The sequence below is a fragment of the Phycicoccus duodecadis genome (assembly GCF_002846495.1).
Taxonomy (GTDB): Bacteria; Actinomycetota; Actinomycetes; order Actinomycetales; family Dermatophilaceae; genus Phycicoccus; species Phycicoccus duodecadis.
On record NZ_PJNE01000001.1, the window covers coordinates 3,487,679 to 3,500,352 of the forward strand.

Sequence of the window (12,674 nt, forward strand, 5' to 3'; positions counted from 1 at the left end):
CCGGCGGGGGAGGAGGCGGGGTCCGGGGCGGCGGGGGTGTCGGTCATGGTCGATAGGCTGCCATGCGTGAAGCTCCTCCTCCTCGACGGACACTCGCTGGCCTACCGGGCCTTCTTCGCCCTCCCGGTCGAGAACTTCTCGACCAGCACCGGCCAGAACACCAACGCCGTCTACGGCTTCACGGCCATGCTCATCAACGTCCTGCGCGACGAGGCCCCCACCCACGTCGGCGTCGCCTTCGACGTCTCGCGACAGACCTTCCGGCTCGAGCAGTACGCCGAGTACAAGGCCGGCCGCGCCAAGACCCCCACCGAGTTCTCGGGCCAGCTGCCGCTCCTGCGCGAGGTGCTCGACGCCCTGCGCATCCGGCACGTCGGGGTCGAGGGCTTCGAGGCCGACGACGTCATCGCCACCCTCACGCGGCAGGCGGTCGAGGCCGGGGGCGAGGTCGTCGTCTGCACCGGCGACCGCGACGCCTTCCAGCTCGTCTCCGACAAGGTCACCCTGGTCTACCCGGTGCGCGGGGTGTCCGAGGTGTGGCGGATGGACCCCGCCGCCGTCGAGGAGAAGTACCTCGTCCCCCCCGACCGCTACAGCGACCTCGCGGCCCTCGTGGGCGAGTCCAGCGACAACCTGCCCGGCGTCCCGGGAGTGGGGCCCAAGACCGCCGCGAAGTGGCTCGCCCAGTACGGCGACCTGCAGGGCGTGGTGGCCCACGTCGACGAGATCAAGGGCAAGGCCGGCGAGAACCTGCGGGCCCACCTCGACGACGTGCTGCGCAACCGCCGGCTCAACCGGCTGGTCGACGACCTCGAGCTGCCCCTCGATGTCGCCGACCTCGAGCGCACCTCGTGGGACCGCGAGGAGGTGCACCGGGTCTTCGACGGGCTCGAGTTCCGGGTGCTGCGCGACCGGCTCTTCCAGACCTTCGAGGTCGAGGCCGACGAGGTCGAGGGCGGCTTCGAGCTCGACGGCGAGGTCTTCACCGCCGACGACCTCACGGTGCGCTTCGGCGACGGCGGGGTGGGCCGCACGCTCCCCCACGGCGTCGTGGTGGCCGGCGAGTACCGGGCCGGGGCAGGCGACGCCGGCGCCATCTCGCTGGCGGGCACCGACGGCGCCACCGCCCACCTCGACCTCGGCACGCTCACCCCCGAGCAGGAGGCCGCCCTGGCCTCGTGGCTGGCCGACCCGTCCGCGCCCAAGGTCCTGCACGACGCCAAACCCCAGCTCCAGGCCCTCTCCACCCGCGGGCTCACCCTGGCCGGGGTCACCAGCGACACCGCGCTGGCGGCCTACCTGGTGCGGCCGGACCAGCGCTCCTACGACCTCGAGGACCTCGTGGTGCGCCACCTGGGCCGCGAGCTCAGCGCCGACGCCCCCGCCACCGCCGACCAGGGCCGCCAGGGCACCCTCTCCTTCGACGTCGAGGAGGGTGACGACACCGCGGCCCGCGACGCCATGGTGCGGGCCCGGGCGGTGCTCGAGCTGTCCGAGGCGCTGGCCGTCAAGCTCGACGAGACCGGCGGCTCGGACCTCCTGCGCGACCTGGAGCTCCCGCTGGTCGACATCCTGGCCACGATGGAGCGCACCGGCATCGCCGTCGACGGCGACGCCCTCACCGCGCTCGAGGCCGACTTCGCCGCCAAGATGCGCCAGGCCCAGCAGGACGCCTACGACGCCATCGGGCGCGAGGACGTCAACCTCGGCAGCCCCAAGCAGCTGCAGGAGGTGCTCTTCGAGCAGCTCGGGATGCCCAAGACCAAGCGCACCAAGACCGGCTACACCACCGACGCCGACGCCCTGGCCGACCTGTTCGTGAAGACCCAGCACCCCTTCCTCGAGGCGCTGCTGCGCCACCGCGACACCAGCCGGCTGCGGGTCACCGTCGAGGGGCTGATCAAGTCGGTGGCCGACGACGGGCGCATCCACACCACGTACCTGCAGACCATCGCGGCCACCGGGCGGCTGTCGTCCACCGACCCCAACCTGCAGAACGTGCCCATCCGCACCGAGGAGGGGCGCCGCATCCGTGAGGTCTTCGTCGTCGGCGAGGGCTACGAGTCGCTGATGTCGGCCGACTACAGCCAGATCGAGATGCGGATCATGGCCCACCTCTCCGGCGACGAGGGGCTCATCGAGGCCTTCCGCACCGGCGAGGACCTGCACCGGTTCGTCGGTGCCCGGGTCTTCGGCGTCGCGCCCGAGGACGTCACCCCCGAGATGCGCAGCAAGGTCAAGGCGATGAGCTACGGCCTGGCCTACGGGCTGTCGGCCTTCGGCCTGTCCAAGCAGCTGACCATCGGTACCGGCGAGGCCCAGGGCCTGATGGACGAGTACTTCGCCCGCTTCGGCGGGGTGCGCGACTACCTCCGCGAGATCGTCGTCGAAGCCCGGGCCACCGGCTACACCGCCACCATGCTGGGCCGGCGCCGTTACCTGCCCGACCTGCTCAGCGACAACCGGCAGCGCCGCGAGGGCGCCGAGCGGATGGCGCTGAACGCGCCCATCCAGGGCTCGGCCGCCGACATCATCAAGCTCGCCATGAAGGGGGTCGACGCCGCACTGCGCGCCGAGGGCGCCCGCAGCCGGATGCTGCTCCAGGTGCACGACGAGCTCGTGCTCGAGGTCGCCGAGGGCGAGCGGGCCGACGTCGAGGCGCTGGTCCGCCGCGAGATGGGCGCCGCCATCGCCCTCGACGTGCCGCTCGACGTCAGCGTCGGTGTCGGCCGCTCCTGGCACGACGCCGCGCACTGAGCCCGGCGGCTCGGCTCACGGGCGCTCGCACACGAGGATGGCGGTACCGGGCAGGAGGCGGCCGCGCAGCGGTGACCAGCCGCCCCAGGACTGCCGGTTGCGCGCGGGCCACTCCGGCTCGACGAGGTCGACGAGGGTCAAGCCGGCCGCCACGACCTGGCGCACCAGGTCGCCCAGCGTGCGGTGGTGCTCGACGTAGGTCGGGACCCCGGCGGCGCTCTCGACGTAGGGGGTGCGGTCGAAGTAGGACGTGGTGGCCGTGAGCCCCTCGGGGCCCGGGACGTCGGGGAAGGCCCACCGCACCGGGTGCGAGGTCGAGAACACGAAGCGACCGCCCGGGCGCAGCACCCGGGCCGCCTCGCGCAGCACCGCCTCGCTGTCGGCCACGAAGGGGACGACGCCGTAGGCCGTGAAGACGCGGTCGACCGAGGCGTCGGCCAGCGGCAGACGCGTCCCGTCGCACTGGAGCAGGGGGACCGGCGCCGTGCCGTCGGCCCGGCCGGCGTCGATGCGACGGGAGGTGGCGAGCATCCCGCCCGAGAGGTCGCTGGCGACGACCCGCGCGCCCCGGTGGCGTGCGAGCCAGCGCGAGCACTGGGCCGCACCGGCGCCGATCTCGACGACGGTGTGGCCGGGCGTGACACCCAGGAGGTCCAGCTCGTCCTCGGTCCAGCCCTCGGGGCCCCACACGAAGCCCGCGTCGTCGAGGAACGAGCCGTGCTCGGCGTGGTAGTCCTCGGCCTCGGCGTCCCACCAGGCCCGGTTGGCGGCCACCGTCTCGCCGGCGCCCACCGGGCGGCGGCCGGCCTCCTGGGTCACCGTCGACCCCCGCTCGGCCGGCGGGCCTGGACCGTTTTGCCGGTGGTGTGCGGGCACGAGTAGGCTGTGCGAGCACCCGTGTGCCGTTCGCGACACCGGTGTGCGCCCGCTTCATCCACTCGAGTCCACCTGTCCACATCGGAGTTCCTACTACATGACTGCCAGCACGGTCGCCACGACCGCCCCTCAGATTGCCATCAACGACATCGGCTCTGAGGAAGACCTCCTCGCCGCGATCGACGCGACGATCAAGCACTTCAACGACGGCGACATCGTCGAGGGTCGCATCGTCAAGGTGGACCGCGACGAGGTCCTCCTCGACATCGGCTACAAGACCGAGGGTGTCATCCCCTCCCGCGAGCTGTCCATCAAGCACGACGTCGACCCCAACGACGTCGTCAAGGTCGGCGACGAGGTCGAGGCCCTGGTCCTCCAGAAGGAGGACAAGGAGGGTCGTCTGATCCTGTCCAAGAAGCGCGCCCAGTACGAGCGCGCCTGGGGCACGATCGAGAAGATCAAGGAGGAGGACGGCGTCGTCACCGGCACCGTCATCGAGGTCGTCAAGGGCGGCCTCATCCTCGACATCGGCCTGCGCGGGTTCCTCCCCGCCTCGCTCGTCGAGATGCGCCGGGTGCGCGACCTCCAGCCGTACGTCGGCAAGGAGATCGAGGCCAAGATCATCGAGCTCGACAAGAACCGCAACAACGTGGTCCTGTCGCGCCGTGCCTGGCTCGAGCAGACCCAGTCCGAGGTCCGCACGACGTTCCTCAAGGAGCTCGGCAAGGGCCAGGTCCGCACGGGTGTCGTGTCCTCCATCGTCAACTTCGGTGCGTTCGTCGACCTCGGCGGCGTCGACGGTCTCGTGCACGTCTCCGAGCTGTCCTGGAAGCACATCGACCACCCGTCCGAGGTCGTCGAGGTCGGCGACGAGGTCACCGTCGAGGTGCTCGACGTCGACATGGACCGCGAGCGCGTCTCGCTGTCGCTCAAGGCGACGCAGGAGGACCCCTGGCAGCACTTCGCCCGGACCCACGCGATCGGCCAGGTCGTCCCGGGCAAGGTCACCAAGCTCGTCCCGTTCGGTGCGTTCGTGCGCGTCGACGACGGCATCGAGGGCCTGGTGCACATCTCCGAGCTCGCCGAGCGTCACGTCGAGCTGCCCGAGCAGGTCGTCACCGTCGGCCAGGAGATCTTCGTCAAGGTCATCGACATCGACCTCGAGCGTCGCCGCATCTCGCTCAGCCTGAAGCAGGCCAACGAGGACGGCGCCGGCCAGGTCGAGTTCGACCCGACCCTGTACGGCATGGCCGCCGAGTACGACGAGAAGGGTGACTACAAGTACCCCGAGGGCTTCGACCCGGAGACCAACGAGTGGCTCGAGGGCTACGAGACCCAGCGCGAGGCCTGGGAGAAGCAGTACGCCGAGGCCCACGCCCGCTGGGAGGCCCACCGGGCCCAGGTCGAGGCGGCCGTCAAGGCCGACGCCGAGGCCGCCGGCGAGGCCGCGACCTCGTACTCGTCCGAGAGCACCGACGAGGCGCCCGCCGTGCGCCCGGCCGCTCCCGTCAACGAGGGCACCCTCGCCTCCGACGAGGCGCTCGCCGCGCTGCGCGAGAAGCTCACCGGCAACTGACGCCCGCGTCACCGCAGGGCCCCGGACCGTCACGGTCCGGGGCCCTGCGCGTTCCCGGAGCCGCGCAGGGGGCGTCCGGAGCCCGGGCCGAGCGTTGGCCCCCTCGACGAAAGTCGTTCACGCCGTGCACGCCGCCACGTAACTCTGCGGGCTAGGTTGTCGACGTGCAGTCGACGACCTCGGACCGAGACGTCGCGCCGGGGGAACGCTCAGGGCCACCTGAGCCGGTCGGGCCCCCGCCGCGGCGCTCCAGCGGGCGCGCCTGGGAGTGGAGCCTCGCCGGGCTCCTCCTGGCCCCCAACCTGGTCCTCCTCATCGTGTTCACCTACCGGCCGCTGCTCGACAACATCCGCCTCTCGTTCACCGACTGGAACATCTCGGCGCCGGTGGCCAACCCGGTGGGCTTCGCCAACTACGTCGAGTGGTTCGGGCGCGACGACACCCGCACGGTGCTGTCGAACACGCTGATCTTCACCGTCGCGACCGTCGGCATCTCGATGGGGCTGGGCCTGGCCCTGGCCATGCTGCTCGACCAGCGCCTGCGCGGCCGCAACGTCGTGCGCTCGGTGGTGTTCGCGCCGTTCGTCATCTCCGGCGCCGCGGTGGGCGTGGCCTTCCAGTTCGTCTTCGACCCCAGCTTCGGCCTGGTGCGCGACCTGCTGACCCGCGTCGGGGTCGCCGTGCCCGACTTCTACCAGCGCCCGGGATGGGCGCTGTTCATGGTGACCTTCACCTACATCTGGAAGACCCTCGGCTACAGCTTCGTCATCTACCTGGCGGCGCTGCAGGGCCGGCGGGCCGACCTCGACGAGGCGGCCGAGATCGACGGCGCCTCGCCCTGGACGCACTTCCGCAGGGTGCTGCTGCCCCAGCTGCGGCCGACGACGTTCTTCCTGTCCATCACGGTGCTGCTGAGCTCGGTGCAGGTGTTCGACATCATCAACGTGATGACCCGCGGCGGGCCGGTGGGCGACGGCACCATGACGCTCGTCTACCAGGTGTACCGCGAGACCTTCGTCAACCTGCGGGCCGGCTACGGCGCGACGGTGGCCACCGTCATGTTCCTCATCCTCCTGGTCGTCACGATCGTCCAGGTCCGCGTCATGGATCGGCCGCAGACATGAGCGCCACCACCACGCCCGTCGGCCGCGTCGACGAGGCACCCGAGCAGCCGTCGCGCCGTCGCCGGGGGCGCGGGGTCGCCCACGGCGCCGAGGCCGCCTCGCACCGCTCGCCCGCGATGACCGCCGCGGGCTACGTCGCGATGCTCCTCGTGGTCCTCGTCGTGGCCGTCCCGCTGTTCTGGATCGTGGTCACCTCGCTCAAGGAGCGCCAGGACATCTACGTCCAGCCCGCGCAGTGGCTGCCCGACCCGGGGACCACGAACAACTACCACGACGTCACCACGCGCATCCCGTTCCTGCGGTACATGCGCAACTCGGTGATCATCACGGTGGTGCTCTCGGTCTCGAAGATCGTGCTGGGCGTGCTGAGCGCCTACGCACTCTCGCTGCTGCGCTTCCCCGGCCGCGGCCTGGTGTTCCTCGTCGTCATCGCGGCCCTGATGGTGCCCAACCAGATCACGGTCATCAGCAACTACGCGCTGGTGGCCCAGCTCGGCTGGCGCAACACCTTCCAGGGGATCATCATCCCGCTGGCCGGCGTCGCCTTCGGCACCTTCCTGATGCGCAACCAGTTCCTCAGCCTGCCGAGCGAGATCATCGAGGCCGCGCGCCTCGACGGCGCCGGGCCGCTGAAGCTCCTCTGGCGCGTGGTGCTGCCGATGTCGTGGCCGACCCTGGTGGCGTTCTCGCTCATCACCGTGGTCAACGAGTGGAACGAGTACCTCTGGCCGTTCCTGATGTCCGACGACGAGCGCACCGCCCCGCTGCCGGTCGGGCTGACCCTGCTGCAGAACAACGACGGCGTCACGAACTGGGGGCCGGTGATGGCCGGCACGGTGCTGGCCATGCTGCCGGTCCTGGTGCTCTTCCTGGTCCTGCAGCGGCAGATGATCAAGGGCCTCACCGCCGGCGCCGTGAAGAGCTGACCGACCGAAGACCACCGACCACCGACCACCGACCGAGCACACCCCCTCACGAACCCCCACCCGGGCGACACCCGCCCGGGCGACACGGAAGGCACGACATGAACCAGCTCACCCGTCGCGGACTCCTCGGACTGGCCGGCACGGCCGGCATCGCAGGGCTCTCGGCCTGCGCCGGAACCGGTAGCAGCGCCAGCCCCGACAAGGCCAGTGGCGCCAGCAACACCATCGAGTTCTGGAGCAACCACCCCCGCAGGCCACGCCAGGGTTCTCCTTCTGGAAGGCCGGCGATGATCATGCATGCATCGACCGGCTGTGCCTGCTGCGGGGTGGTTGCTCCAGAACTCGATGGTGTTGCTGGCGCCACTGGCCTTGTCGGGGCTGGCGCTGCTACCGTTCCGGCGCAGGCGAGAGCCTGCGATGCCGGCCGTGCCGGCCAGTCCGAGGAGTCCGCGACGGGTGAGCTGGTTCATGTCGTGCTTCCGTTCGCCGGGCGGGTGTCGCCCGGGTGGGGGTTCGTGAGGGGGTGTGCTCGGTCGGTGGTCGGTGGTCGGTGGTCTTCGGTCGGTCAGCTCTTCACGGCGCCGGCGGTGAGGCCCTTGATCATCTGCCGCTGCAGGACCAGGAAGAGCACCAGGACCGGCAGCATGGCCAGCACCGTGCCGGCCATCACCGGCCCCCAGTTCGTGACGCCGTCGTTGTTCTGCAGCAGGGTCAGCCCGACCGGCAGCGGGGCGGTGCGCTCGTCGTCGGACATCAGGAACGGCCAGAGGTACTCGTTCCACTCGTTGACCACGGTGATGAGCGAGAACGCCACCAGGGTCGGCCACGACATCGGCAGCACCACGCGCCAGAGGAGCTTCAGCGGCCCGGCGCCGTCGAGGCGCGCGGCCTCGATGATCTCGCTCGGCAGGCTGAGGAACTGGTTGCGCATCAGGAAGGTGCCGAAGGCGACGCCGGCCAGCGGGATGATGATCCCCTGGAAGGTGTTGCGCCAGCCGAGCTGGGCCACCAGCGCGTAGTTGCTGATGACCGTGATCTGGTTGGGCACCATCAGGGCCGCGATGACGACGAGGAACACCAGGCCGCGGCCGGGGAAGCGCAGCAGCGAGAGTGCGTAGGCGCTCAGCACGCCCAGCACGATCTTCGAGACCGAGAGCACCACCGTGATGATCACCGAGTTGCGCATGTACCGCAGGAACGGGATGCGCGTGGTGACGTCGTGGTAGTTGTTCGTGGTCCCCGGGTCGGGCAGCCACTGCGCGGGCTGGACGTAGATGTCCTGGCGCTCCTTGAGCGAGGTGACCACGATCCAGAACAGCGGGACGGCCACGACGAGGACCACGAGGAGCATCGCGACGTAGCCCGCGGCGGTCATCGCGGGCGAGCGGTGCGAGGCGGCCTCGGCGCCGTGGGCGACCCCGCGCCCCCGGCGACGGCGCGACGGCTGCTCGGGTGCCTCGTCGACGCGGCCGACGGGCGTGGTGGTGGCGCTCATGTCTGCGGCCGATCCATGACGCGGACCTGGACGATCGTGACGACCAGGAGGATGAGGAACATGACGGTGGCCACCGTCGCGCCGTAGCCGGCCCGCAGGTTGACGAAGGTCTCGCGGTACACCTGGTAGACGAGCGTCATGGTGCCGTCGCCCACCGGCCCGCCGCGGGTCATCACGTTGATGATGTCGAACACCTGCACCGAGCTCAGCAGCACCGTGATGGACAGGAAGAACGTCGTCGGCCGCAGCTGGGGCAGCAGCACCCTGCGGAAGTGCGTCCAGGGCGAGGCGCCGTCGATCTCGGCCGCCTCGTCGAGGTCGGCCCGCCGGCCCTGCAGCGCCGCCAGGTAGATGACGAAGCTGTAGCCGAGGGTCTTCCAGATGTAGGTGAAGGTCACCATGAACAGCGCCCATCCCGGGCGCTGGTAGAAGTCGGGCACGGCGACCCCGACGCGGGTCAGCAGGTCGCGCACCAGGCCGAAGCTGGGGTCGAAGACGAACTGGAAGGCCACGCCCACCGCGGCGCCGGAGATGACGAACGGCGCGAACACCACCGAGCGCACGACGTTGCGGCCGCGCAGGCGCTGGTCGAGCAGCATGGCCAGGGCCAGGCCCAGCCCCATCGAGATGCCGACGGTCGCGACGGTGAAGATCAGCGTGTTCGACAGCACCGTGCGGGTGTCGTCGCGCCCGAACCACTCGACGTAGTTGGCGAAGCCCACCGGGTTGGCCACCGGCGCCGAGATGTTCCAGTCGGTGAACGAGAGGCGGATGTTGTCGAGCAGCGGCCGGTAGGTGAACACGATGAGGAGGACCAGGTTGGGGGCCAGGAGGAGCCCGGCGAGGCTCCACTCCCAGGCGCGCCCGCTGGAGCGCCGCGGCGGGGGCCCGACCGGCTCAGGTGGCCCTGAGCGTTCCCCCGGCGCGACGTCTCGGTCCGAGGTCGTCGACTGCACGTCGACAACCTAGCCCGCAGAGTTACGTGGCGGCGTGCACGGCGTGAACGACTTTCGTCGAGGGGGCCAACGCTCGGCCCGGGCTCCGGACGCCCCCTGCGCGGCTCCGGGAACGCGCAGGGCCCCGGACCGTGACGGTCCGGGGCCCTGCGGTGACGCGGGCGTCAGTTGCCGGTGAGCTTCTCGCGCAGCGCGGCGAGCGCCTCGTCGGAGGCGAGGGTGCCCTCGTTGACGGGAGCGGCCGGGCGCACGGCGGGCGCCTCGTCGGTGCTCTCGGACGAGTACGAGGTCGCGGCCTCGCCGGCGGCCTCGGCGTCGGCCTTGACGGCCGCCTCGACCTGGGCCCGGTGGGCCTCCCAGCGGGCGTGGGCCTCGGCGTACTGCTTCTCCCAGGCCTCGCGCTGGGTCTCGTAGCCCTCGAGCCACTCGTTGGTCTCCGGGTCGAAGCCCTCGGGGTACTTGTAGTCACCCTTCTCGTCGTACTCGGCGGCCATGCCGTACAGGGTCGGGTCGAACTCGACCTGGCCGGCGCCGTCCTCGTTGGCCTGCTTCAGGCTGAGCGAGATGCGGCGACGCTCGAGGTCGATGTCGATGACCTTGACGAAGATCTCCTGGCCGACGGTGACGACCTGCTCGGGCAGCTCGACGTGACGCTCGGCGAGCTCGGAGATGTGCACCAGGCCCTCGATGCCGTCGTCGACGCGCACGAACGCACCGAACGGGACGAGCTTGGTGACCTTGCCCGGGACGACCTGGCCGATCGCGTGGGTCCGGGCGAAGTGCTGCCAGGGGTCCTCCTGCGTCGCCTTGAGCGACAGCGAGACGCGCTCGCGGTCCATGTCGACGTCGAGCACCTCGACGGTGACCTCGTCGCCGACCTCGACGACCTCGGACGGGTGGTCGATGTGCTTCCAGGACAGCTCGGAGACGTGCACGAGACCGTCGACGCCGCCGAGGTCGACGAACGCACCGAAGTTGACGATGGAGGACACGACACCCGTGCGGACCTGGCCCTTGCCGAGCTCCTTGAGGAACGTCGTGCGGACCTCGGACTGGGTCTGCTCGAGCCAGGCACGGCGCGACAGGACCACGTTGTTGCGGTTCTTGTCGAGCTCGATGATCTTGGCCTCGATCTCCTTGCCGACGTACGGCTGGAGGTCGCGCACCCGGCGCATCTCGACGAGCGAGGCGGGGAGGAACCCGCGCAGGCCGATGTCGAGGATGAGGCCGCCCTTGACGACCTCGATGACGGTGCCGGTGACGACGCCGTCCTCCTCCTTGATCTTCTCGATCGTGCCCCAGGCGCGCTCGTACTGGGCGCGCTTCTTGGACAGGATCAGACGACCCTCCTTGTCCTCCTTCTGGAGGACCAGGGCCTCGACCTCGTCGCCGACCTTGACGACGTCGTTGGGGTCGACGTCGTGCTTGATGGACAGCTCGCGGGAGGGGATGACACCCTCGGTCTTGTAGCCGATGTCGAGGAGGACCTCGTCGCGGTCCACCTTGACGATGCGACCCTCGACGATGTCGCCGTCGTTGAAGTGCTTGATCGTCGCGTCGATCGCGGCGAGGAGGTCTTCCTCAGAGCCGATGTCGTTGATGGCAATCTGAGGGGCGGTCGTGGCGACCGTGCTGGCAGTCATGTAGTAGGAACTCCGATGTGGACAGGTGGACTCGAGTGGATGAAGCGGGCGCACACCGGTGTCGCGAACGGCACACGGGTGCTCGCACAGCCTACTCGTGCCCGCACACCACCGGCAAAACGGTCCAGGCCCGCCGGCCGAGCGGGGGTCGACGGTGACCCAGGAGGCCGGCCGCCGCCCGGTGGGCGCCGGCGAGACGGTGGCCGCCAACCGGGCCTGGTGGGACGCCGAGGCCGAGGACTACCACGCCGAGCACGGCTCGTTCCTCGACGACGCGGGCTTCGTGTGGGGCCCCGAGGGCTGGACCGAGGACGAGCTGGACCTCCTGGGTGTCACGCCCGGCCACAACCGTCGTCGAGATCGGCGCCGGTGCGGCCCAGTGCTCGCGCTGGCTCGCACGCCACCGGGGCGCGCGGGTCGTCGCCAGCGACCTCTCGGGCGGGATGCTCGCCACCTCCCGTCGCATCGACGCCGGCCGGGCCGACGGCACGGCGCCGGTCCCCCTGCTCCAGTGCGACGGGACGCGTCTGCCGCTGGCCGACGCCTCGGTCGACCGCGTCTTCACGGCCTACGGCGTCGTCCCCTTCGTGGCCGACAGCGAGGCGGTGCTGCGCGAGGCGGCCCGGGTGCTGCGCCCGGGCGGTCGCTTCGTGTTCTCGACCTCGCACCCGGTGCGGTGGGCCTTCCCCGACGTCCCGGGCCCCGAGGGGCTCACGGCCACCACGTCCTACTTCGACCGCACCCCCTACGTCGAGAGCGCCGCCGGGGTCCCGACCTACGTCGAGCACCACCGCACGCTGGGCGACCTGGTGCGCCAGGTCGTGGCGGCCGGCTTGACCCTCGTCGACCTCGTCGAGCCGGAGTGGCCCGCGCGCAACCGGCAGTCCTGGGGCGGCTGGTCACCGCTGCGCGGCCGCCTCCTGCCCGGTACCGCCATCCTCGTGTGCGAGCGCCCGTGAGCCGAGCCGCCGGGCTCAGTGCGCGGCGTCGTGCCAGGAGCGGCCGACACCGACGCTGACGTCGAGCGGCACGTCGAGGGCGATGGCGGCGCCCATCTCGCGGCGGACCAGCGCCTCGACGTCGGCCCGCTCGCCCTCGGCGACCTCGAGCACGAGCTCGTCGTGCACCTGGAGCAGCATCCGGCTGCGGGCGCCCTCGGCGCGCAGTGCGGCGTCGACCCCCTTCATGGCGAGCTTGATGATGTCGGCGGCCGAGCCCTGGATGGGCGCGTTCAGCGCCATCCGCTCGGCGCCCTCGCGGCGCTGCCGGTTGTCGCTGAGCAGGTCGGGCAGGTAACGGCGCCGGCCCAGCATGGTGGCGG

General features: G+C 70.9%; 10 protein-coding genes. 5 read left to right on the forward strand and 5 right to left on the reverse strand.

Annotation, left to right across the window (positions count from 1 at the left end):
• Positions 1-45: 45 nt before the first annotated feature.
• Positions 46-2,757 carry a DNA polymerase I gene (polA, locus tag ATL31_RS16200; RefSeq protein ID WP_101397045.1) on the forward strand — a complete coding sequence of 904 codons (2,712 nt, stop codon included), beginning with the start codon at positions 46-48 and terminating at the stop codon, positions 2,755-2,757.
• A gap of 15 nt (positions 2,758-2,772) precedes the next feature.
• Here polA and ATL31_RS16205 read toward each other — a convergent pair whose 3' ends face one another.
• A complete protein-coding gene (locus ATL31_RS16205; RefSeq protein ID WP_211283932.1) occupies positions 2,773-3,576 on the reverse strand; it encodes a class I SAM-dependent methyltransferase in 804 nt (267 codons plus the stop codon).
• A 154-nt stretch (positions 3,577-3,730) separates the two neighbouring features.
• On the opposite strand from ATL31_RS16205, the gene rpsA (ATL31_RS16210) reads away from it, so the two are divergent.
• The 3 genes from rpsA (ATL31_RS16210) (at position 3,731) to ATL31_RS16220 (ending at position 7,259) form a co-directional block, all read left to right on the forward strand.
• Positions 3,731-5,209: a 30S ribosomal protein S1 gene (gene rpsA, locus ATL31_RS16210; RefSeq protein ID WP_101393965.1), complete on the forward strand. Its 1,479-nt coding sequence runs from the start codon at positions 3,731-3,733 to the stop codon at positions 5,207-5,209.
• Between the two features lie 164 nt (positions 5,210-5,373).
• Positions 5,374-6,333 (forward strand): carbohydrate ABC transporter permease, encoded by a 960-nt coding sequence (locus ATL31_RS16215; RefSeq protein ID WP_101393966.1) that lies wholly within the window; start codon positions 5,374-5,376, stop codon positions 6,331-6,333.
• Complete coding sequence (locus ATL31_RS16220) at positions 6,330-7,259, forward strand: carbohydrate ABC transporter permease (protein ID WP_211283933.1); 930 nt, start codon at positions 6,330-6,332, stop codon at positions 7,257-7,259. Before ATL31_RS16215 ends, ATL31_RS16220 begins: the two co-directional genes overlap by 4 nt.
• A 565-nt stretch (positions 7,260-7,824) precedes the next feature.
• On the opposite strand, the gene ATL31_RS16225 is transcribed toward ATL31_RS16220, so the two are convergent.
• From ATL31_RS16225 to rpsA (ATL31_RS16235), 3 genes are all read right to left on the reverse strand, one after another.
• A complete protein-coding gene (locus tag ATL31_RS16225) occupies positions 7,825-8,754 on the reverse strand; it encodes a carbohydrate ABC transporter permease (RefSeq protein ID WP_211283933.1) in 930 nt (309 codons plus the stop codon).
• The gene (locus ATL31_RS16230; RefSeq protein ID WP_101393966.1) at positions 8,751-9,710 is read right to left on the reverse strand and encodes a carbohydrate ABC transporter permease; all 960 of its coding nucleotides are present in this window, start codon (positions 9,708-9,710) and stop codon (positions 8,751-8,753) included. Before ATL31_RS16230 ends, ATL31_RS16225 begins: the two co-directional genes overlap by 4 nt.
• A gap of 164 nt (positions 9,711-9,874) precedes the next feature.
• A complete protein-coding gene (rpsA, locus tag ATL31_RS16235; protein WP_101393965.1) occupies positions 9,875-11,353 on the reverse strand; it encodes a 30S ribosomal protein S1 in 1,479 nt (492 codons plus the stop codon).
• A gap of 329 nt (positions 11,354-11,682) precedes the next feature.
• Between rpsA (ATL31_RS16235) and ATL31_RS16240 the strand changes: the two genes are divergently transcribed.
• On the forward strand, positions 11,683-12,312 hold the full coding sequence (locus ATL31_RS16240; RefSeq protein ID WP_425440334.1) for a class I SAM-dependent methyltransferase: 630 nt from the start codon (positions 11,683-11,685) through the stop codon (positions 12,310-12,312).
• Between the two features lie 15 nt (positions 12,313-12,327).
• On the opposite strand, the gene ATL31_RS16245 is transcribed toward ATL31_RS16240, so the two are convergent.
• Positions 12,328-12,674 (reverse strand): DNA polymerase (locus ATL31_RS16245; RefSeq protein ID WP_245862573.1); only part of this gene is annotated, 347 nt, incomplete at its 5' end.